Source organism: Sphingosinicella xenopeptidilytica, assembly GCF_042676985.1.
In the GTDB taxonomy this organism is placed as follows: domain Bacteria; phylum Pseudomonadota; class Alphaproteobacteria; order Sphingomonadales; family Sphingomonadaceae; genus Sphingosinicella; species Sphingosinicella xenopeptidilytica.
This window is the reverse complement of the sequence record NZ_JBHTIK010000015.1, coordinates 220,689-240,720: the sequence shown is the minus strand read 5'-3', so window position 1 is coordinate 240,720 and position 20,032 is coordinate 220,689. Positions and strand designations below refer to the sequence as shown.

General features: G+C 62.9%; 19 protein-coding genes. 14 read left to right on the top strand and 5 right to left on the bottom strand.

Annotated elements, in window-relative coordinates; all coding sequences use genetic code 11:
- The first annotated feature begins 27 nt into the window (after window positions 1-27).
- Window positions 28-2,010 carry an oxidoreductase gene (locus ACFQ00_RS17910; RefSeq protein WP_381494107.1) on the top strand — a complete coding sequence of 661 codons (1,983 nt, stop codon included), beginning with the start codon at window positions 28-30 and terminating at the stop codon, window positions 2,008-2,010.
- A gap of 44 nt (window positions 2,011-2,054) precedes the next feature.
- Window positions 2,055-2,819 carry an enoyl-CoA hydratase-related protein gene (locus ACFQ00_RS17905; RefSeq protein WP_381494105.1) on the top strand — a complete coding sequence of 255 codons (765 nt, stop codon included), beginning with the start codon at window positions 2,055-2,057 and terminating at the stop codon, window positions 2,817-2,819.
- Here ACFQ00_RS17905 and ACFQ00_RS17900 read toward each other — a convergent pair.
- Window positions 2,807-3,448 (bottom strand): TetR/AcrR family transcriptional regulator, encoded by a 642-nt coding sequence (locus tag ACFQ00_RS17900; RefSeq protein WP_374593039.1) that lies wholly within the window; start codon window positions 3,446-3,448, stop codon window positions 2,807-2,809. The two genes, ACFQ00_RS17905 and ACFQ00_RS17900, sit on opposite strands and share 13 nt — an antisense overlap.
- Window positions 3,449-3,623: 175 nt before the next feature.
- On the opposite strand from ACFQ00_RS17900, the gene ACFQ00_RS17895 reads away from it, so the two are divergent.
- From ACFQ00_RS17895 to ACFQ00_RS17875, 5 genes are read left to right on the top strand one after another with little or no spacing between them, the layout of a single operon-like run.
- Window positions 3,624-5,168 carry a class I adenylate-forming enzyme family protein gene (locus ACFQ00_RS17895; RefSeq protein ID WP_381494101.1) on the top strand — a complete coding sequence of 515 codons (1,545 nt, stop codon included), beginning with the start codon at window positions 3,624-3,626 and terminating at the stop codon, window positions 5,166-5,168.
- Between the two features lie 20 nt (window positions 5,169-5,188).
- Window positions 5,189-6,391: an alpha/beta hydrolase gene (locus ACFQ00_RS17890; RefSeq protein ID WP_381494098.1), complete on the top strand. Its 1,203-nt coding sequence runs from the start codon at window positions 5,189-5,191 to the stop codon at window positions 6,389-6,391.
- 20 nt (window positions 6,392-6,411) lie between these two features.
- Window positions 6,412-7,212 (top strand): enoyl-CoA hydratase-related protein, encoded by an 801-nt coding sequence (locus tag ACFQ00_RS17885; protein WP_381494096.1) that lies wholly within the window; start codon window positions 6,412-6,414, stop codon window positions 7,210-7,212.
- The gene (locus tag ACFQ00_RS17880) at window positions 7,209-8,369 is read left to right on the top strand and encodes an acyl-CoA dehydrogenase family protein (RefSeq protein ID WP_381494093.1); all 1,161 of its coding nucleotides are present in this window, start codon (window positions 7,209-7,211) and stop codon (window positions 8,367-8,369) included. Before ACFQ00_RS17885 ends, ACFQ00_RS17880 begins: the two co-directional genes overlap by 4 nt.
- Window positions 8,370-8,397: 28 nt before the next feature.
- Complete coding sequence (locus tag ACFQ00_RS17875) at window positions 8,398-9,000, top strand: NAD(P)-dependent oxidoreductase (RefSeq protein ID WP_381494090.1); 603 nt, start codon at window positions 8,398-8,400, stop codon at window positions 8,998-9,000.
- Window positions 9,001-9,074: 74 nt separating this feature from the next.
- Here the strand turns inward: ACFQ00_RS17875 and ACFQ00_RS17870 are convergent, their stop codons facing one another.
- The gene (locus ACFQ00_RS17870) at window positions 9,075-9,674 is read right to left on the bottom strand and encodes a PEP-CTERM sorting domain-containing protein (RefSeq protein ID WP_381494086.1); all 600 of its coding nucleotides are present in this window, start codon (window positions 9,672-9,674) and stop codon (window positions 9,075-9,077) included.
- 438 nt (window positions 9,675-10,112) lie between these two features.
- Window positions 10,113-10,490 carry a hypothetical protein gene (locus tag ACFQ00_RS17865; RefSeq protein ID WP_381494083.1) on the bottom strand — a complete coding sequence of 126 codons (378 nt, stop codon included), beginning with the start codon at window positions 10,488-10,490 and terminating at the stop codon, window positions 10,113-10,115.
- Between the two features lie 171 nt (window positions 10,491-10,661).
- On the opposite strand from ACFQ00_RS17865, the gene ACFQ00_RS17860 reads away from it, so the two are divergent.
- The 6 genes from ACFQ00_RS17860 to terL all read left to right on the top strand — a co-directional run bounded on the left by ACFQ00_RS17860 (window position 10,662) and on the right by terL (window position 17,725).
- Window positions 10,662-12,179, top strand: coding sequence for a recombinase family protein (locus ACFQ00_RS17860; protein WP_381495260.1), 1,518 nt, complete (start codon window positions 10,662-10,664; stop codon window positions 12,177-12,179).
- On the top strand, window positions 12,179-13,078 hold the full coding sequence (locus ACFQ00_RS17855) for a plasmid partitioning protein RepB C-terminal domain-containing protein (protein ID WP_381494080.1): 900 nt from the start codon (window positions 12,179-12,181) through the stop codon (window positions 13,076-13,078). Before ACFQ00_RS17860 ends, ACFQ00_RS17855 begins: the two co-directional genes overlap by 1 nt.
- Window positions 13,065-14,021 (top strand): plasmid partitioning protein RepB C-terminal domain-containing protein, encoded by a 957-nt coding sequence (locus tag ACFQ00_RS17850; RefSeq protein ID WP_381494078.1) that lies wholly within the window; start codon window positions 13,065-13,067, stop codon window positions 14,019-14,021. Before ACFQ00_RS17855 ends, ACFQ00_RS17850 begins: the two co-directional genes overlap by 14 nt.
- A gap of 327 nt (window positions 14,022-14,348) precedes the next feature.
- Window positions 14,349-15,890 carry a site-specific DNA-methyltransferase gene (locus ACFQ00_RS17845; RefSeq protein WP_381494075.1) on the top strand — a complete coding sequence of 514 codons (1,542 nt, stop codon included), beginning with the start codon at window positions 14,349-14,351 and terminating at the stop codon, window positions 15,888-15,890.
- Window positions 15,883-16,293, top strand: coding sequence for a DUF5681 domain-containing protein (locus ACFQ00_RS17840; RefSeq protein ID WP_381494072.1), 411 nt, complete (start codon window positions 15,883-15,885; stop codon window positions 16,291-16,293). The genes ACFQ00_RS17845 and ACFQ00_RS17840 overlap by 8 nt, the downstream gene beginning before the upstream one ends.
- Window positions 16,286-17,725, top strand: a complete 1,440-nt coding sequence (gene terL / locus ACFQ00_RS17835) for a phage terminase large subunit (protein WP_381494068.1) — start codon at window positions 16,286-16,288, stop codon at window positions 17,723-17,725. The genes ACFQ00_RS17840 and terL overlap by 8 nt, the downstream gene beginning before the upstream one ends.
- A gap of 15 nt (window positions 17,726-17,740) precedes the next feature.
- On the opposite strand, the gene ACFQ00_RS17830 is transcribed toward terL, so the two are convergent.
- Both ACFQ00_RS17830 and ACFQ00_RS17825 read right to left on the bottom strand, forming a co-directional pair.
- Entirely contained in the window at window positions 17,741-18,841 is a 1,101-nt protein-coding gene (locus ACFQ00_RS17830; protein WP_381494066.1) for a hypothetical protein, read from the bottom strand.
- The gene (locus ACFQ00_RS17825; protein ID WP_381494063.1) at window positions 18,838-19,692 is read right to left on the bottom strand and encodes a hypothetical protein; all 855 of its coding nucleotides are present in this window, start codon (window positions 19,690-19,692) and stop codon (window positions 18,838-18,840) included. Before ACFQ00_RS17825 ends, ACFQ00_RS17830 begins: the two co-directional genes overlap by 4 nt.
- A gap of 120 nt (window positions 19,693-19,812) precedes the next feature.
- On the opposite strand from ACFQ00_RS17825, the gene ACFQ00_RS17820 reads away from it, so the two are divergent.
- Window positions 19,813-20,016: a helix-turn-helix domain-containing protein gene (locus ACFQ00_RS17820; protein WP_241940816.1), complete on the top strand. Its 204-nt coding sequence runs from the start codon at window positions 19,813-19,815 to the stop codon at window positions 20,014-20,016.
- The last annotated feature ends 16 nt before the right edge of the window (window positions 20,017-20,032 follow it).

The following is a 20,032-nucleotide window of genomic DNA, read 5'->3' as shown; positions in this document are numbered from 1 at the left end:
TAAATGTAAACGACGGGGAGGGATGGCATGTACCAGCGCGCGCTGAGCCCGATCGCCATCGGCGGTGTCGAAGTGAAGAATCGCATCGCCCGCACCGCGCACGCCACGATGATGGCGCGCGGCGGTGGCATCACGCCCGAACTCATCGCCTATCACCTTGCGCGTGCCGAAGGCGGGGTCGGCCTCACCATTCTGGAGGCGGCGGGGGTGCATCCCTCGTCGGTGCTGTCGCTCGCCAATCTCGACGATTCGATCATTGATGGCTACCGCGCGCTCGCCGCCGCGATGGCGCCCACGGGGATGCGCGTGTTCCAGCAGCTCTGGCACGGCGGCCACATCTATCCGCAGCCGGATGGTGCGCCGCCGCTCGCGCCGGGTACGGTGCCCAGCCACATCGCCGGCATCGCGCCGCGCCCGCTCACCCGACGCCAGATTGCCGAAATCATCACGGCCTATGCCGCCGCCGCGCGCCGCTGCGAGGTGGGCGGGCTCGACGGTGTCGAGATACACGGCGGGCACGGCTACCTGCTCGCGCAGTTCCTCTCGCCCGTCCACAACCAACGCGAGGACGAATACGGCGGCGACCTCGAAGGCCGGATGCGCCTGCTGCGCGAGGTGCTCGGCGCGGTGCGCGATGCCGTGTCGCCGGGCTTTGCCGTCGGCGTGCGGCTCAGCGACAGCGCCGATCCGCGTATCCTCGCGATGGCGGACGTGGCGACGGTCGCCGCACGGCTCCGCGACGAGGGGTTGATCGACTACGTCAACATGTCGTGGGGCGATTACTATGCGCTCCAGCGGCAGGTGGGCGGCATGGACGCGCCCACGGGTTTCCAGATTCCCTACACGGCGCCTCCGGTCGCCGATTTCGGCCTGCCGAGACTGCTCAACGGGCGTTTCCGCACGCTCGAAGAGGTCGAGCAGGTGCTGCGCGAGGGCGAGGCCGATCTGATCTCGATGGTGCGCGCGCACATCGCCGATCCCGAGATTGTCGCGAAATCCGCCGCCGGGCACCCCGAGCGCGTACGCCCGTGCATCGCCTGCAATCAGGGCTGCATCGGCCGCGCTGCGACATTCGGCAGGCTCGGCTGCGTCGTCAACACGGCGGCAGGGGAGGAGGGCCGGCTCGCCGAACGCAGGATCACGCCCGCCGAACGGCTGCAGCGCGTACTCATCGTCGGCGGTGGTCCCGGTGGGCTCGAAGCCGCGCGCATCGCTGCCACGGCGGGGCACAAGGTCACGCTCGCTGAGGCGATGCCGACGCTTGGCGGCCTCACCAACGTCTACCGTCCGGCGCCGCGCATGGGCACGATCGGCGACATCGCGGGTTGGCTTGAGCAGGAGGTGTACAGGCTCGGCGTCGACGTGCGGCTGTCGACCTATCTCGATGCCGCCGACATCGCTGAGGAGGGCGCCGACACGGTGATCCTCGCCGTCGGCGCCGATCTCGACATGCCGCTGCGCCAGGTGCAGTCTCCCGCCGACGCGCTCGAACCCGCGCCGGGAACGCGTCTTGTCTCGACGCTCGATCTCTTCGGTGAACGCGGGCGGGACTGGGGAAAGAGCGCGGTCGTCGTCGACGAGCACGGCCACTACGAGGCGATCGCCGCCGCCGAGCATCTGCTCGAACAGGGCCTCGCGGTCACCTTCGTGACGCGCCACAAGCTGTTCGCGCCGCTCATCGACGTGACACTGCGTACGCAATCCGCGCTCGAACGCCTCTACGCACGCGGCGATTTCACGCTGCGCGTCGGCAGCCGGGTCGTCGCAGCGCGTCCGGGGAGCGCCGACGTGCAGCCGCAGTTCGGCGGGCGCGTGGAGACGTTCGCCGCCGATACGATTGTCTGGGTGCCGATCCGCGGCGGCCAGCACGCGCTGGCGGCGGAGCTTGAAGCGCTCGGCGTCAATTTCGTGCGCATCGGCGACGCTCTCGCCGGGCGCAACCTGCAAACCGCGATCCGCGAGGGGCATCTTGCGGCACGGGCGCTTGCGCCGGTGCCGGTGCCTGCGTGAAACTGCAATCCCCGGCGTCGCCCGGAAGCTGATGGAGTGAGACGATGTTCAGGGAAGAGTTGCACGAGGACGGCATCCTCGAGATCGTCATCGATCGCCCACCGGTCAATGCGTTCAGCATCGGGCTGCTCCACGATCTCGCCGTCCGGCTGGGCCGCGTGGCGGGGGAGGCGGAGGTGCGCACCGTCGTTCTGCGCGCCGATGGGCGCGGGTTCTGCGGCGGCGGGGACGTGAAGGAGGTCGAGGCGCTGCCCGGTTTCGAAGGCATCCTCGGCCAGTCGTCAGGCTCGATGACGCTGAGCCTCGCCGTGCTGCAATGCGCCGTCCCGGTGATCGCAGGCATCCACAATTATTGCGTCGGCGTCGGCGCACTCGTCGCGGGCTCGGCGGACATCATCGTCGCATCGCGCGGCACACGCTTCGTGATGGCGGAGATCGACAACGGCGCGACCGCAGGCGCGGTGCAAGCGTTGAAACTGATGCCGGAAAAGCGCGTGCGCGCCGCGATGATGACGGCGGACCCAGTGCTCGCCGAGGAGCTTCATGCGCTCGGCACGATCTACCGCCTCGTCGAGACAGCGGAAGCGGTCGCGGCGGAAGCGCGCGCCGTCGCGTCGCGTGTCGCAAGCAAGAGCCCGCAGGCGATGCGCCGCCTCAAGACCTCGCTCGGCAACACCACGAAGGCGCACGAAATGATGGCGCTGTATCGCGCCGAGATGAGCTACACCTACGAGCTCAACATCCTCGGCGAAGCTTCAGCCGGGCGCACAGCCTTCATCGAAGGCAAGCGTGGCAGCTACGCGGACTGAGCCGCGGCTTTCCCACCATTCGCACGCTCGTATTCCGCGATGATCGAATCGACCACCGCGCGCACCATCACCTCGAACGTGCGCGCCTGCGGAAGTTCGCGGTTGCGGCTGACGTGGTAGAGGAAGGGATAGGCGGCGGACCAGTCGTCCTCGCCCTTGTCGCTCTCCACCGCGGATTCATAGGCGGCGCAGCCGAGCGCGAGCGACTCCGTGCCGTCGAGCAGCGCCATGATCGCGCCGGGCGGAACACCCTGCACCGCGAGCAGACCCGCGGTCGCATTGTGCTCGGCGAGCCCGATGCGCAGCGGATGGCGGCGCATCAGGATCGGGATCAGGTTCGGGTGCGCGCGCAGCGCCGTGTAATAGGCGGTCGCGTTCCGCGTCAGCCAGTCGTGCCAGTCGACATTCGCCGTGCTCGGCGTCCGCACATCCGAAAGCGCCAGTTCGCAGACGCCGACAAGGATGTGCTCCTTGCTCTTGAAATGGTGATAGAGCGAGATGCCGCGTACGTTCAGCTCGTCGCCGAGGCGGCGGATGCTGAGCGCGTCGAGGCCTTCCTCGTCGATGATCCGAAGCGCCACTTCCAGCGTCTTGCGGCGCGAAATCAATGCCTGCTTTGGCCGGCCCATGCGGTAACTGTCTCCCGGCGTTTGTTTGCCCCGCCGCCGATTTAGCGGCTCTTTCCGCCGGGAGCGAACTTTTTTGTCAGGTTCGCTCCACAAAAGGCGGCTCAGCGATTGCAGGCATAAACTTGCAGTGTTAGGTACTCGTCCATAAAAGCGGAGCGATAAGGGTGAGGATGGGGTGGATAGTCTGACACGGAAATTCGCTGCGGCGGACTGGGTGGAGCATCATGCCCGAACGCAGCCGGGCGCGATCGCGCTCATGAACCACGATACCGGCGAGACGCGAACATGGGCGGAGCTGGAAGCGCGTGTGGGGCAGATCGCGTGGGCGCTGCGGCATGGCCTCGGGCTCAACCCCGGCGACCGCATCTGCAACCTTTCCGACGGCGACATTCGTCACTTCGAGATGCAGTTCGCCTGCGCGCGCGCTGGCCTCGTGTGGGTGCCGCTCAACTTCCGGCTGACCGCGCCGGAGCTTGCCGAACTCGTGCGCGAGCTGTCGCCGAAGCTGATGCTCACCGATCCGCAGTGGGAAAGCGTCGCGCGCGATGTGGCGGAACGCCTCGCCATTCCGCACGTGCTGCGCTGGAATCCGGGCGCGGAGCTTGACCAGCTGTTGTCGCCCGAAAACCGTATCGAACCGCACGGCGAGATCGATCCCGACGCGCCGCTGATGGTGCTGTTCACCTCGGGCACCACCGGCAAGCCCAAGGCTGCGATCATCACGGCGGGCGGCATGGTGTGGCAGGCGCTGAACCAGGTGCAGTATTGCGCGGTGGCCGAGCCGAACAGCCACGTCTTCGCGCCGCTGCCGCTCTTCCACGCTGGCGGCATCAACAGCCTCAGCAACCCCATCCTCTATTTCGGCGGGCAAGTGACGGTCTCGGCGCGCTTCGACCCCGCGATTGCGGCGGAGTATGTCGGGAACCCCGCGAACGGGGTTACCCACATCACGCTCGTGCCGCTGATGTTCCAGATGATCGCGGACAGCGAGCCGTTCCAGCGCGCGGACCTCCGCCACACGCGCGGCCTCGTCGCGGGCGGCGGGCGCTGCTCGCAGAAGCTCATCGATATTTATGCCGAGAAGGGCGGGCGCTTCACCCCGCAGTACGGCGGCACCGAAACCGGCCCGACCGTCACCTCGATGAACCCGGACCGCGTGGACAAGATCGTCGCGGGCTCCTGCGGGCAGAAATCGATCCACATCGAAGTGCGTCTCGTCGACGAGGAAGGCAATGCGGTGCCGAATGGCACACCCGGCGAGATCTGGGTGCGCGGGCCTTCGATCACGCCCGGCTACTACGGCAAGGACGCAGCGATCGAGCGCCCCGGCGGCTGGCACAAGACTGGCGACGTCGCGTGGCGCGACGACGAAGGCTTCTTCTACATCGTCGACCGCGTGAAGGACATGTACAAGTCCGGCGGCGAGAACGTGTTCCCGGCCGAGGTCGAGCAGGTGTTGGTCCTGCACCCCGCCGTTCGCGAGGTCGCCGTCATCGGCGTTTCCGACGACAAGTGGGGTGAAGTCGGCCTTGCCATCGCCGTGCTGGAAAGCGGCACCGTGCTCACACTCGAGGACCTGCGCCTGTCCTGCGACGGCCGCCTCGCGCGTTACAAGCAGCCCAAGCATCTCGTCATCGTCGAGGAACTGCCGCGCAATGTCACCGGCAAGGTCTCGAAGCCCGCGCTGCGCGCCGAATACGGCGGCAGCAGGACCGTCTAGCCCATCAGGAGCGAACCCATATGTCGCAGCCCGTCAAATACACGCGCACGCCCTTCCTCATCGTCCACCGCGAGGACCGGGTCCGCAAGGATGTCTACGGCGCCATCGACGACGCCATCGTGCTTCAGGCGCAGCTCATGCGCGGCGAGAATCCGTCAGACACCGCGCTCATCGTCATGCATCCGATCGGCGCCCCGGCCTATTTGCCGGTGTTCGCGCAGCTCGCCCGCGCCGGCCACCACATCATCGCCTGCGCCTCGCGCTATTCGAACGGCGACGCCGCGCTCGAGATGGAGAATGTCGTCCTCGATCTCGGCGCCTGCGTGCGCGATGCGAAGGAACGGCTCGGCTACAAGAAGGTCGTGCTGCTCGGCTGGAGCGGCGGCGGCTCGCTGATGGCGGGCTATCAGGCGGAGGCCGAGAAGCCGGTCGTCCAGCTGACGGCCTCAGGCGAGGAGACGCCGCTCGCCGGCGCGAAGCTCATTCCCGGCGATGCCCTCATGCTCGTCGCCTCGCACCGCAGCCGTCACAAGCTGCTCACCGGCCAGATCGATCCCTCGGTACTCGACGAGCTGGACCCAGACAGGCGCGATCCGGCGCTCGATCTCTACGATCCGGCGAACCCCGCACAGCCGCCCTATGCGGCGGACTTTATCGCGACCTACCGCGCCGCGCAGATCGCACGGAACCGCAAGATCAGCGAATGGGCGAAGGCCAAGCTCGCATCGCTGAAGGCGAAGGGCGACACGCACGGCGAATTCTGCTTCGTCGTCCACCGCACGATGGCCGATCCGCGCTGGATCGACCCCACCGTCGACCCGAACCAGCGCCGCCCGAACTGGACGTATCTGGGCGATCCGCGCGTGGTGAACCAGAGCGCCGCCGCGCTCGCGCGCTTCAACTCGCTGCGCGGCTGGCTGTCGCAGTGGAGCTACGATTACGCGCAGTTCGACTCCGTCGATTCCGGCCCGCGCATCACCGTGCCCGGCATGGTGATGACCGCCGGCGCTGACGACGCCTGCCCGCCCGAACACACCGACAAGATGTTCGCGGCGATGGGCTCGAAGGACAAGGTCAAGATCACCATCGATCACGCCAACCATTATTTCACCGGCGCCGACGGCAAGTCGCACCTCACGGAAGCCGTGGGCATCATCTCGAACTGGCTCGCCGAGCGCGGCCTTTCGAACGACACCGTGCTCTCCGGCCTCCGCGCCGCCTGATCCCGCAGGAGCTTTCGAAAATGACGCTGTTTTCCGACTATCAGGCGATTCTGTTTAACCGGCGTGGCCGCGTGCTCGAAGTCACGCTCAACCGGCCGGAGAAGCTGAACGCCACTGACGCCGTGCTGCACACCGAACTGGCGCGCGTCTTCACCGACATTTCGAACGATCCGGACAGCGACATCGTCGTGCTGACGGGGGCGGGGAGGGCGTTCTCGGCGGGCGGCGACGTCGCGTGGATGCAGGAGGCGATCGACGAGCCCGTGCGCTTCGAGCAGACCGTGCGCGAGGCGAAGCAGATCGTCTTCGGCCTCATCGACTGCGAGAAGCCGATCATCGCCAAGCTGAACGGCCACGCCACGGGCCTCGGCGCCACCATCGCCTTGTTCTGCGACGTCATCTTCGCCGCCGAGCACGCCAAGATCGGCGATCCGCACGTCTCCATCGGCTTCGTGGCGGGGGACGGCGGCGCGGTGATCTGGCCGCAGCTCATCGGCTATGCGCGTGCCAAGGAGTACCTCCTCACCGGCGACCTGATGACGGCGGCGGAGGCGGCACGCATGGGCCTCATCAACCACGCGGTCCCGGCGGACGAGCTCGATGCGAAGGTGGCGGCGTTCGCGGACCGCCTCGCGAACGGCGCCACGAAAGCGATCCGCTGGACCAAGATGTCGGTGAACATCGGCCTGCGCGATCTCGCCACCAAGATCATGGACGCGAGTCTCGCCTACGAGGCGCTGTCCAACATCACGCCGGACCACGCCGAGGCGGTGCGCGCCTTTGCCGAGAAGCGTGCGCCGGTTTTCGGGCAGCGAAAGTGAACTTCGACGAAGGCGAGATCGTCGCGTCGCTGCGCGAAGCGCTCGGCCGCTTCATCGAGAAGGAAATGCCGCGCAGCGCCGTCGCCGAGTGGGACGCGCGCAACCACTTCCCGCGCGACGTCTTCAAAAAGCTCGCCGACCTCGGCGTCATGGGCCTCACCATCCCCGAGGAATACGGTGGCGTCGGCCGCGATATCTTCGCGACGATGGTGGTGATCGAGGAGCTGTCGCGGCGCAGCCTCGCCGTTTCGGTACCCTACATCATGGCGGCCTGCTACGCGGGCATGAACATCGAGGAGTGCGGCACGGAGGCGCAGAAGCGCGAAATCCTGCCGAAGATCGTCACCGGCGACATGCTGTTCGCCTACGGCCTCACCGAGCCCGACGCCGGCGCCGACCTCGCCAGCGTCAAGACGCGCGCCGAGCGGCACGGGGACGTGATCCGCGTGAACGGCGCCAAGCGCTTCTGCTCGGGCGCCGGCATCGCCGATTATATCTACACGCTCGTCCGCACCGGGCCTGAGGGCGAGCGGCACCGCAACCTGTCGTTCGTGCTGATACCGCCGACCGCGAAGGGCGTCACCATCACCAAGATCGAGGCGATGGGCATGAAGGGCGCGGCCACCACCGACGTCAGCTTCGACGACGTCGAGGTGCCCATCGAGAACCTCGTCGGCGGCGAGGCGGCGTGGAACAAGGGCTGGCCGATGCTCGTCGGCCCCGGGCTCGATGTCGAGAAGCTGGAGGTCGCCGCCATCGGCATCGGCATCGCCCGTGCCGCGCTGGACGACGCCTGGGCTTACGCGCAGGAACGCCGCCAGTTCGGCCGCAGGATCGGCGAGTTCCAGTCGATCCAGCACAAGCTCGCCGACATGCAGACGCAGATTCACGCCGCGCGGCTCACGCTCTATCACGCAGCGTGGCTTGCCAACCAGCGGCGGCCATGCTCGTCGGAAACCTCGATGGCGAAGCTGTTCGCAACCGAGGTCGCGAAGGCCGCCGCGCTCGAATGCCAGACGATCCTCGGCGCTTACGGCTACGTGAAGGATTTCGATGCCGAGCGTTATGTGCGCGACGCGCTGCTGATGCCGATCATCGGCGGCTCGTCCGCCGTGCAGCGCGGCAATATCTTCAAACAGGCGATGGCGGTACGATAGCCTTCCGCCGGACAGTGGAGGAAACGGCATGAAGATCGCACTTCTCGGCGCTACCGGAAACGTCGGCAGGCGTCTCGTCGCTGAACTCCGGTCGCGGGGACATGATGTCACCGGAATCGTCCGCACCGCGCCGCAGGACGATCCCGGCATCCCGCTCCGCATCGCCGATGCGAACGATGCCGATGCGCTTGCGGGTGCCATCCGCGGCCGCGACGCGCTCATGGTCTCGGCCCGTTTCGTGTCCACCGACGCGAATGTCATCCTTGGCGCGATGCGCACCGCGGGCGTATCCCGTGTGCTCGCCGTCGGCGGTGCAGGCACGTTGTTCGTCGCGCCGGGCGTACGCCTGCTCGATTCCCCCGCGCTCCCGGAAGCCTTCCGTCCGGAAGTGAACGCCGGCGCCGCCTTCCTCGATGCGCTCAGGGCGAGCGACACCGACTGGACCTTCCTTTCACCCGCCGCGAACTTCGGCCCCGGCGAACGCACGGGCACCTACCGCCTCGGCGCCGACGATCTGATGCGCGACGCAAACGGCGAAAGCCGCATCTCCTACGAAGACCTCGCGAAGGCCCTCGTCGACGAACTCGAAACCCCGCAACACACCCGCCGCCGCTTCTCGATCGCGTATTGAGGGGGCAGGCGGCCCACCAAACGAAAAAGGCGCCCGTTCCCGGACGCCCATTTTCGTGTGGCGGCGCTTACGCGTCAGCCGCGGCGGCGACGCATGATCCCGGCACCCATCACACCAAGGCCAAGGAGGGCGAGCGTAGCAGGCTCCGGCACATCGACCGGCGGCTCTTCGGCTTTCGGATTGTAGCGCTTTACGATCGAGTAGTGGGACACGCCGTGCGAGGTGCTCCTGCCGGGCAGGTCAAACGGCGGATCGGTGAACGGCGTCGTCCAGTTGCCCGAGGCAAACTCTTCGTTGAACTGGAACGCGGTCAGATGCGTGCCGGCTCCGCTCTTGAACACGATGATGTAGTCGTAAGCCACGAAATCAACACCGGCGAGGTTGAACGAACCTGCGCCGCCGGCGCCCGGATCGATCTGACCCTGACCGTTGCTGGCCCAATCGCTATAGCCGAAAAATGCCGACGCATTGATGTTGGCAAGGTTCGCCACAGTGCTCTGCGATGTAGCAGTATCGTACTGGCAACCGGAAACAGCGCTGTTGCTGCCATTGAATACCTTGGCAGTCCCATCCGCAACGAAGCTCGCCGGGCAGGCGATGAGCGCAGCTTGGGCTGGAGCGATGAACGCTGCGACAGTGCCAAGGGCAGCTGCGGTCAAAAGATACGTCTTCATTTCCGTCTCCTGATCCGGGGCTTGATGTATGTCGCCCCGGTATGCGCAGGTGGCGGTGCAAAGGCCGTGCCAAGCAAATAGCATTGAAAAAGCGCGCTTTCCGACAGCCGCTCCGACGCTTATTGTAAAATCGCCTGTTCCAATTCGGGACAGCAGGGGCGCCCGTTACGGCAATCGTGTCCTAAGCAGCTGCCGCAAACGCGGAGGATATGCTGGCGGTGGAGGAAGTCACCTGCGAACCGCTCTCTGGTGGGCCTTTCCCGTTTTGACGGGAATATAACGGGAAATCCGCTGTTTTTGGCTACAGATGCTCGACACGGAAGGCCGCAAAGCCCCAATCTGCGCCGATATGCCAACGGAATTCCCGTAGACCGATAACGGGAATTTATGTCTGCTCTTCATATGTTGGCCGGGATGCTGGCGCTCTCCTGCCGGGAATTATGCTTCCCGCCGATCCGGGGCATGCGCGCCGTCGATCGAGAACTGATCGAGGAGCGCAAGCATCGCCTCAAGCCTGGACCGAAGCGTCGCTACCTCCAGGGCGAGCAACACATCGCGTCGCCCCGCTGCAACCAGGATCCGGGTCAACACCGGGTTGGAATTGCGCATCAGCGCTAGCAGGTGTCGTCCGCGCGGCGCATGCGATCCAGCGAACCAATGCTTGACGCTCCGCTCGCTTGCACCGGTCCAGCGCATGGCGGTTTTCACGCCCTGATGAGTCCGGCCCAGATCCGTATCCAGAGCTTCCGCTATCATCATGGCAAAAGCTACATCCTCTTCGTCGAGGTGCAACTTCTTGCCCTTTTTCGGCAACATCTTTCCTCTCCTCGATAGCTATAGTCCCAGCGGGACGAGCGCGCCGAATCGCGACAGCACTCAGAAATCCGCGATCAATTTGAGGTGTTTGAACTGTAAGGATCGGAGGCGGCAAAGTTGCCGAGATGGAGAGATCTTGAGCCTGACCTGAAAGGAGAAGGAGGTCCGCCCATTCGCGCCGCGGAATATGTCCGCATGTCGACCGATCATCAGAAGTATTCGACCGAGAACCAGGCCGACGCAATTCGGCACTATGCCGCTGCTCGTGGGATCGAAATTGTCCGCACCTATGCCGATGCGGGCAAGAGCGGTCTGAAGATCGACGGCCGGGATGCACTCAAACAGCTCATCGACGACGTCCAGGCCGGCACCACCGATTTCACCATGGTGCTGGTATATGATGTCAGCCGGTGGGGCCGATTCCAGGATGCCGATGAGAGCGCGTATTACGAGTATATCTGCAAACGCGCCGGGATCGCTGTCGAGTATTGCGCCGAGCAGTTCGAGAATGATGGAAGTCCGGTCTCCACGATCGTCAAAGGCGTCAAACGCGCCATGGCTGGAGAATATAGCCGTGAGCTATCCACCAAGGTGTTCGCAGGCCAGGGGCGCCTGATCGAGAAAGGCTATCGGCAGGGAGGCCCAGCTGGCTTTGGACTTCGCCGAACTCTGGTCGATGAACATGGGAACACCAAGGCCACATTGGCGCGGGGTGAGCACAAGAGCATCCAGACAGATCGGGTGATCCTGACACCCGGCCCGGGAGAGGAAGTCGCGATCATTCGCGAGGTATATCGCGCCTTCGTCCACGACAAGCGAGGCGAGCAGGATATAGCCGATGACCTCAACCGTCGCGGCATTCCAACGGACCTCGGCCGTGCCTGGACGCGAGGAACGGTCCACCAGCTGCTGATCAATGAGAAATATGTCGGCGACAACGTCTGGAACCGGCGCTCCTTCAAGCTGAAGAAAAAGCGTGTCCGCAACGCTCCCAACATGTGGATCCGCGCGCAAGGAGCCTTCGAGGCGATCGTCGAAAGGGATATTTTCGAGGCAGCCCGAGCAATCATCAATGCGCGCTCCTTCCGCCTTTCCGACGATGAGATGCTCTCGGCCCTTCGCGGGCTTTACGAACGCGAGGGGCTGCTCTCCGGAATCATCATCGACGAGTGTGACGGAATGCCGTCGAGCAGTGCCTTCAGTTCCCGCTTCGGTAGCCTCTTGCGCGCTTACAGCCTGGTCGGATTCAGGCCGGATCGCGATTATCGCTATGTCGAGATCAACCGTTTCCTGCGCGTTCTCCATCCCGACGTTCTCGATGAGGTGCTCGACGGCTTTCGGGGCATGGGCAGCGAAATCCAGCAAGAGGAGGAAACCGATCGCATCATCGTCAATGACGAATTCAGCGTCAGCGTGGTCATCGTCCGCTGCACCTCGACACCTACGGGGTTGCTCCGGTGGAAACTGCGTTTTGACACATCCCTTGGCACCGACATCACCATCGTGGTGCGGATGGATTCCGCGAACCGCGCACCCCTGGATTATTATCTGTTTCCCAGGATCGATATCGCTTCCGACCGCGTGAGGCTTGCCGAAGAGAACGGCCTGTCCCTTGATGCCTACAGGTTCGAAAGCCTCGACTATCTCTACGAGATCGCAGCCCCAGTCAGCATAGCGGAGGCCGCCTGATGGTTACATCGCTTCCCCAAAGCATCGAGATGATCCCGATTTCCAAAATCACCGTGCTGAACCCGCGAGCACGAAATAAGCGGCAGCACCGGGAAATCGTGAACAACATCGAGGCCATCGGACTCAAACGTCCCATAACGGTCAGCCGCCGAACCGGTCCGGGAGGCCCGCGCTATGATCTGGTTTGCGGCGAAGGTCGCCTCGATGCCTTCCAGATGCTGGGGCAGACGGAAATCCCGGCTGTGGTTATCGAAGCGCCGGAGAGCGATTGTCTGGTCATGAGCTTGGTGGAGAACATTGCTCGCCCGGTGCAGCGCCCCATCGACGTCATGAAGGAAGTGGGCGCCCTGCGTTCACGAGGGCATAGTGAAACAGAAATCGCCCAAAAGATCGGCGTCAGTTCCTCCTGGGTCAGCCTGGTGCTGTCGTTGCTAGAGCGCGGTGAGGAACGCCTGCTCGCAGCCGTCGAGACAGGCCTGATCCCGATCACGCTCGCCATGGAGATCGCCCGCTCCGAAGCCGATGATGCGCAGGATGTGCTCCTGGACGCGTATGATAAAGGGGATCTGCGCGGAAAGAAGCTCGCGGCGATGCGCCGGCTTCTCGACCTGCGAGCCCGTAACCGAAACAAGGGATTACCCCGAGGTCGGTTTGGGCAGAAGGGCGGCCATCGACATCTGACCGCCAACGATCTGATGGAAATTTATCAGCGCGAAGCCGAGAAGCAGCGCCTCCTCGTCAAGAAGTCGGATTATGCGCAGACCCAGCTGCTCTTCATCGTTGAAGCGATGAAGGACCTGCTTGCCGATGATGGGTTCAGCACATTGCTGCGGGCGGAAAGACTCGAGAAGATGCCGCGAGCCCTGCAATCAAGGATGGCCGGCCATGTCGATGAGTGACTGGCCCACGCGCAGCGAAGGGGACAGTGCCGCCGTTGCCAACGGGCAAGTGCTGCTCGCGTTCGACCGGGAATGCGTAACGGTTCCTGTTGAAGCCATCGTGCCGCTCAAAAAGCTCCGCGAAGGCGTTCATCAAAGCAGGAAATATGCGCAGATCGTCAGTTCCATAAAGGCGGTCGGCCTGGTGGAAGCTCCGGTGGTCATCCCCGATCCGCAGAACTCCGGAAGCTATTTTCTTCTCGACGGCCATTTGCGTATCGAGGTGCTCAAGGAACTCGGCGTTCCCACGGTCGAATGTCTGATCGGGCGAGACGAGGAAACTTATACCTACAACAAGCGGATCAACCGCCTGCCTCCCGTCCAAGAGCATCGGATGATCGCCCGCGCGATGGAGCGCGGTGTACCCCAGGAAAGGATAGCCGAGGCATTGGGAATCGAGGTCCAGTCGGTTCGCAAAAAGTTCCGACTGCTCGACGGTATCTGCACGGACGTCGTGGAAACCCTGAAGGACACCAATTGCTCCATGAAGGTATTCGATGTGCTGCGGCGCATGTCCACGCTGCGGCAGATCGAGGCCGCCGATCTGATGATCGGACAGAATAACTTCACGGTCATGTTCGCCCGGGCTCTGCTCGCAGCAACCCCGGAAGACCAATTGGCCAAGCCACCTCCGAGAAAAAACGGCGCAGCGCCAAATCCCAACCGGCAGCAGATAGCCCGCATGGAACGGGAACTGGCGGTTCTACAAACCCGCATAAAGTCGGTCGAAGACAGCTACGGTATCGACAATCTGCATCTGACGCTTGCCCGCGGATATCTCGCGAAGCTGCTTGCCAACGCCGCGATCGTTCGCTGGCTGTCGCATCATCGGCAGGAATATCTCGCTGAATTCCAGCGGGTCGCCGAGATCGACACCCTCGTTGGAGCATCCGAACCGGCCTGACGAGTTGATGGGGACCCGGACCCGATAAGCGCGGGGACCATGGGAGACGCCGCACAGTGGGGCGGATCGAGCATGGCGGTGGGGATGGCGGCGAACCCGCACGGAGCCCACCAGGCTGGCAGACATAGGCCGGCCGATGCTGGGGGCGGGGAACGGCATGCCGCCTGTCGCCCCGCCCCATTGCGCGCGGGTCCAGATGCCGTGCGCTGCCTCGAGAACGGCGCGCCTTGCATCCTTTAGATCTTATAAGCTATAAATGCAGTGTGTCTGGAGACAGGCACACGACTCATCCATGGAGGGAACGGTCGGCTTGGATTGCGCTTTGGCGTGGTCGAGCTTTCGTTCCTTCAAGCGAAGCCGCCTCGCGAAAGCGTTGGCGGTTTTTTGTTTGGATGGGTCGATATGGGAACGAAGAGACGACTGGAACGAGACCAGGCTTTCAAGAGCCAGAAGCTGGCGAAGACGGCCCAGCGGCGACGCAAGTTCGAAGCCGAGCGCGAGATTTCGGAACGGGTTGGCAGCAATCGCCGGAACGACCTCCTGCCAGAATTACGATTACAGCATATTGCTCTCGGGGAGCTACGTCCCTCCCCGCATCGTTCGCGGCGTTCGACGGCGGAACACGTCGGGCGACTGATGGCATCCATCTCCGATCTCGGATTCACCGTGCCGATCCTCGTTCGCGAAACCGAGATTGTCGATGGTCATGTCCGTGTCGAGGCGGCCACGCGCTTAGGCCTGGACCGCGTCCCCGCTATTGAGATCAGCCATCTTTCGTCCGCGGAAATCCGTAAGCTGAGGCTCACCCTCAATCGTACGGCGGAAATGGGCGAATGGGATCTGGATCAGTTACGCATCGAAATCGCCGATCTGACCGACCTCGATGTGGACCTGTCCTCGACCGGTTTCAGTGTCCAGGAACTGGATATCATCCTGCTCGACGAGGACAATGGAGGCAGCGAAGGAGCCGGAGATCAGCTTCCCGATGCTGCCGGACCTTCGGTTACGCGCACGGGTGATCTGTGGCTGCTGGGCGATCATCGGATCATCTGCGGCAACGCGCTGGATTCAGATGTTCATGCCATGCTGCTCGATGGGCGAGCCATCCATCTGGTGCTGACCGACCCGCCCTATAATGTCTCCATCCCCGGCAACGTCAGTGGCCTGGGTAAGCAGAAGCATGCAGATTTCGCCATGGCATCAGGCGAGATGAACGATGCGGAATGGCAGGCATTCCTCGACAAGGTGTTGATGCTGCTCTCGGCACCGCTCATCGAAGGCGGCATTATTTTCGCCTTCATGGACTGGCGATCGATCCACCGCCTCTACACGGCTGGTTTCGCCGCCGGGCTGAACCTCGTCAATCTGGTTGTGTGGTACAAGGAAGCCGGCGCCATGGGCGGCCTGTATCGTTCGGCGCACGAACTGATCGCGCTCTTCTGCAAGGGTAAGGTTCCCCGGACCAACAATGTAGAGCTCGGCCGGCATGGACGTAACCGGAACAATGTGTGGGTCGCGCCAGGCGCCAACAGGCGCGGTTCTTCCGCCAACGAGATGCTGGAATTTCACGCCACGCCAAAGCCCGTGGAGTTGTGCGTCGATGCCATTCTCGACGTCAGCCAGCGCGGAGACACTGTCCTCGATATCTTCCTCGGCAGCGGAACGACGCTGATCGCCGCGGAAAAGACCGGCCGCGCCTGCTGCGGCATCGAGATCGAGCCGCGTTTCGTGGACGTCGTTATCCGCCGTTGGGAGCAACTAACCGGCCATGAGGCCATTCTCGCGGAGACCGGTGAGACATTCGCGCAGGTGAACGAAATCCGGGAACAGGAAGCCGCCGATCAGCAGTCGGAGGCGGGCCATGACTGACGACGAATTCCCATCTGACGACGAACGCCAAGAGTCACCCTACGAAGTGGGATACGGCAAGCCTCCCAGGCACAGCCAATTTAAACCGGGCAACAAGCAAGGGAAAGGACGGCCGCGCGGGTCCCGGAACATCAGCACCTATGTGAAAGACGCATTGGGGGCAAAGGTACCCGCCAGGATCAACGGGAAAGTTCAGAAACTGACGAAGATGGAACTCAGCCTCCACCAATTAGCCAACAAGGCCAGTAGCGGAGATCTCAAGGCGATAGACAAGGCGACCGCGCTTTTCGAGCGTCATTGCCCTCCGGAGAACAACGGGCCCATCCCCGAGGAGGAGACCGCCTACGACCTTGATACGATAAAGCACTATTTGCTGATGCAGGGGGATTTTGGCGATGAATGATCAGATGCTCATAGCACTCGATCCCCGCCGGATTGCGGCTACTGCTCGCGGGCTGGCCCGCGAAGATCTCAGCGTGTTCGTGCAGGGAGCGTTCCGTATCCTGCATAACGAAGAACTTCTTCGCAACTGGCACATCGATGCCATAAGCTATGAACTGATGCGGCTGGCTGAAGGCGACAACCGACGCCTCCTCATTACGATGCCCCCTCGCACAATGAAGAGCTTCATTAGCAGTGTGTGCTTTCCCGCATGGCTTCTGGGCCGCAATCCCGGCGAAAAGATCATCTGCGTGTCCTATGCGCATGATCTGTCCAAAGACTTCGCGGCCCATACCCGCAAGTTGATGGAATCCGATTGGTATCGGCGCATCTTTCCAGACACCCATATCGATCGCAAACGGGCCAGTCTGGATAAGTTGACCACGACACGCGGGGGTTACCGCTATGCCACCTCTACAGGCGGGACGCTGACAGGGCGAGGCGGCGCATTCATCATTATCGACGACCCCATAAAAGCCGCCGATGCCCATTCGGAAACGATGCGTGAAAACGCCGTCAAGTGGTTCAAAAGCACGGTCCTGAGTCGCCTCAACAACCCGAAGAAGGGCAAGATCGCAGTCATCGCTCAACGTCTCCACATGGAAGACTTACCAGGTCAGCTAATTGCTCACGGTGGCTGGCATGAACTGCGCTTACCGCTCATCGCCGACAGGGATCTCGAAATCTCAGTGTCGAAGAGCGCCTACATCGATTTCTACGCCGGGCAAATCCTCCATGAAGCAAGGTTTGACGAGGAAGAAATCTTCCAGCTTCGGACGCTCATGGGTGAGCGGGATTTTGAGGCTCAGTATAATCAGCGCCCGATGCCCCCGGGCGGCGCCCTGTTCAAACTGCAGTGGCTCTCACGTTATGATGAACCACCACCACCGCATAAGGTTCAGGGCATATTCCAGTCCTGGGACACTGCCTATGATATCAAGGACGACAATGATTACAGCGTATGCACCACATGGGCGCTATCCGGGAAGGACTGCTATCTCCTGGATGTCTATCGGGAACGCCTGGAATTTTACGCTCTTGAGAAGGCTGTCCTTACCCAGCGGGAGAAATGGAAAGCTGGCCTGGTAATCGTCGAAAATGTAGGATCAGGGATCAGCCTCTGCCAGAACATCCGTCGGGCCGGGCACCGATGGATTGATGCGAAGAAACCTCAGGGTTCCAAAGAAGACAGAGCCTCCCAGCAGTCGCCCAGGTTTGAGCGGGGGGAAATCTGGGTTCCCCGCGAAGCTCCCTGGCTCCAGGCCTTCGAGGACGAGCTTGCCAGCTTCCCGCATGGCAAACACGATGATCAGGTAGACAGCGCCGTCCAGTTCCTGGCCGCTCTCGATACAGGTCGGTTGCTGCAGCTTGCTGATCAAGCCCGACGGCGCTGATACCTCGGCGGGTCATTATCGGATATGATCCAGCACCCGTTTCATCCATTGCTCCACGGCCGCGGCAATGGATGGCTGGGTCAACAGGGCGACGGGAAAAGCGGGATAGCCCTTTGTGTTCATCGTCTTGAGAGGCCCGACGATCCCGACGAGTTCATCCAGTAGGCCTATGCGGACATCCTCATCCTGCAGCCTTTCACGCGCGTGGATGAAGCGCAGTGTGAACGAGAGGTGGGCGTCTTTCCAGAGATGGAACGGATAGAGGACCTTCCCATCCTCGCCCACGAAGCTCGCGTAAATCGATCCCTGCGAGGAATGGATCCCTACCTCACCCCCGAGGTGCTCGACCATGGACATATAGACATTCGCGCCCGGGATAACGTCGGCCCCCATCGCGGCCAGATTCCTCTCCAGCCATTCCGGTGGTGAAACCGGTTCCAGCGTGGCCGATGGACGTTTGGCCGCCGCCGCACGTTCCGTTTCGCCGATCACCCTCGGGCTGAGCGTGATGGCGCCGTTAGCTCCCGCGAACCATCGCAGTTCAACAGCCCGAACATCGGCGCGCATCTGATCATTGAGGAACTCGACGATCCGGGCAAGCTCGCGAGGTATCTGGTCGGCGACGAATACCAGTTTGATCCGTCCCGCCTTGAAATTGGCATCGACCTGTTCCCAGAACCGATCGGGATCCTCATCGCCCAGAAAAGCCCGCAATAGCTCTTCCGGCTCCTGCTCCGACTGCAGGGCGGTTTGCGCAAAGCTGTCGGCGATCCTGCCTGTCTGCCAATAGGCGGTGGCGTTGGCGGCATAGTCCAGCATCTGCCCTATGACTTCGCGCCGCAGCCGCGTGTCAACCGCGCGCTTGAGTTCGACGAGAACCGGCACGGCGTCACGGGTGACGAAAAGGTGATCCAGTGACCACCGGTTTGATCCCATGTCGCTGTCCATAATGGCCTGTTCGCGGCGGATCAGCAGCAGTTCACCATCTCCATCGCTGATCAGTTCAGGATATCGCGCGACCAGCATCTGCATATGATCTTCATTTTCCGGTGCGGATGGCCGCATGCGCTGGAGTTCGCCATCGACGCCGACCATGTAGAGCGAGCCAGACATCATTCTGCCTGCCTCCATTCGTCACGATATTCGCCGACGACCCAGATGAAGCTCTGCAGATCGATATTGTCCCGGGGATTCAGCATCAGGGTGTTTTCGCGGGTTGTCTCCGTGAGATCGAGCAGGCTTGAATAGACGGCAGGATCGAGCGCCGGCTGATAGTCATGGGCGAACGGATGCCCGACGCGCTCAGCGAAATCACCGGTGACAACCGGTTTCAGGAGCATGTGGTTTTCCGGTCGCCACAGAAACGGCAGATAGGTCGCCACCGTCCATTTGGCGCAGTCGTGCCGTGCCAGCACAGCGCTCATCGTTGCCAGAGCTTGCTTGATGTCACCTGTCGCGAACCGTGCCGCGGCCTGCACGAATGTATCAGCGTCGGGCCCACGCAACAGCGGTTGCAGCCTGGTCTTCTCATAGGGAGACAGTAGGTTGGTGGCCCGGAAGACGGCCAGCGCCGCCTCGCCATAGCCGGTTCCGGTCAACGCCTCGTCCAGCGGCGCCTGTTCATCGAACCTGCGCTTGGCTTCCAGCTTGTAATCGCGTTCGCTCTTCTCGAAATGCGCGGACTGGAAACCATCCGGGAAGAAGCTCCGGAAGCGGGTCAGCGCCCCCTCAAACCCGAAATAGGCGTCACTGCTCTTGCCGACGAGCGCTTTCAGCTCTCGCCATACCGCATCGGGATCCTCGCCATCGATACGCGCCTTCTGCTTGCCCGCCGTTATCAGCAGGCCAGCGAACGTCTTGCCGACGGCGACCAGTCGGAGCGTGTGCTTCCCGATTGTGTCGGTGCGAATGGTCCGGGGAACCCCGGCCGGGGATGCGACGGTCGCGCTATCATCATGTACTGCCATATTTACCTCGTGTCGACGAACAGTGACAGCGACTGACGCTTGTTCACCCCAGCGAAGTCAAGCACGAATGTCACTGATCGTCTGTAGATTGATCGTCGACATGAACGGCACCGTTCCGCCGTGGATGTCACGCAGCGCCTTGCCCGTAATCTTCGTCGCCTGCGCCAGCAGAAAGGCTGGTCGCAGGAAGAGTTTGCGTTCCGCGCGGATATTCACCGCACCTATGTCAGCGACCTGGAACGTGGCGCGCGCAATCCCACGATCACCGTCGTCGACAGGCTGGCGACGGCGCTGGACGTAAAGCTAGGTGAATTGCTGGATTGAAGGTCGGGACTGGTTT

What these genes read in the sequence shown, in the direction of transcription:
- ACFQ00_RS17910 (WP_381494107.1), top strand. Translation starts at nt 28, where the DNA reads ATGTACCAGCGCGCGCTGAGCCCGATCGCCATCGGCGGTGTCGAAGTG.
- ACFQ00_RS17905 (WP_381494105.1), top strand. Translation starts at nt 2,055, where the DNA reads ATGTTCAGGGAAGAGTTGCACGAGGACGGCATCCTCGAGATCGTCATC.
- ACFQ00_RS17900 (WP_374593039.1), bottom strand. Translation starts at nt 3,448, where the DNA reads ATGGGCCGGCCAAAGCAGGCATTGATTTCGCGCCGCAAGACGCTGGAA.
- ACFQ00_RS17890 (WP_381494098.1), top strand. Translation starts at nt 5,189, where the DNA reads ATGTCGCAGCCCGTCAAATACACGCGCACGCCCTTCCTCATCGTCCAC.
- ACFQ00_RS17885 (WP_381494096.1), top strand. Translation starts at nt 6,412, where the DNA reads ATGACGCTGTTTTCCGACTATCAGGCGATTCTGTTTAACCGGCGTGGC.
- ACFQ00_RS17875 (WP_381494090.1), top strand. Translation starts at nt 8,398, where the DNA reads ATGAAGATCGCACTTCTCGGCGCTACCGGAAACGTCGGCAGGCGTCTC.
- ACFQ00_RS17870 (WP_381494086.1), bottom strand. Translation starts at nt 9,674, where the DNA reads ATGAAGACGTATCTTTTGACCGCAGCTGCCCTTGGCACTGTCGCAGCG.
- ACFQ00_RS17865 (WP_381494083.1), bottom strand. Translation starts at nt 10,490, where the DNA reads ATGTTGCCGAAAAAGGGCAAGAAGTTGCACCTCGACGAAGAGGATGTA.
- ACFQ00_RS17855 (WP_381494080.1), top strand. Translation starts at nt 12,179, where the DNA reads ATGGTTACATCGCTTCCCCAAAGCATCGAGATGATCCCGATTTCCAAA.
- ACFQ00_RS17850 (WP_381494078.1), top strand. Translation starts at nt 13,065, where the DNA reads ATGTCGATGAGTGACTGGCCCACGCGCAGCGAAGGGGACAGTGCCGCC.
- ACFQ00_RS17840 (WP_381494072.1), top strand. Translation starts at nt 15,883, where the DNA reads ATGACTGACGACGAATTCCCATCTGACGACGAACGCCAAGAGTCACCC.
- terL (WP_381494068.1), top strand. Translation starts at nt 16,286, where the DNA reads ATGAATGATCAGATGCTCATAGCACTCGATCCCCGCCGGATTGCGGCT.
- ACFQ00_RS17830 (WP_381494066.1), bottom strand. Translation starts at nt 18,841, where the DNA reads ATGATGTCTGGCTCGCTCTACATGGTCGGCGTCGATGGCGAACTCCAG.
- ACFQ00_RS17825 (WP_381494063.1), bottom strand. Translation starts at nt 19,692, where the DNA reads ATGGCAGTACATGATGATAGCGCGACCGTCGCATCCCCGGCCGGGGTT.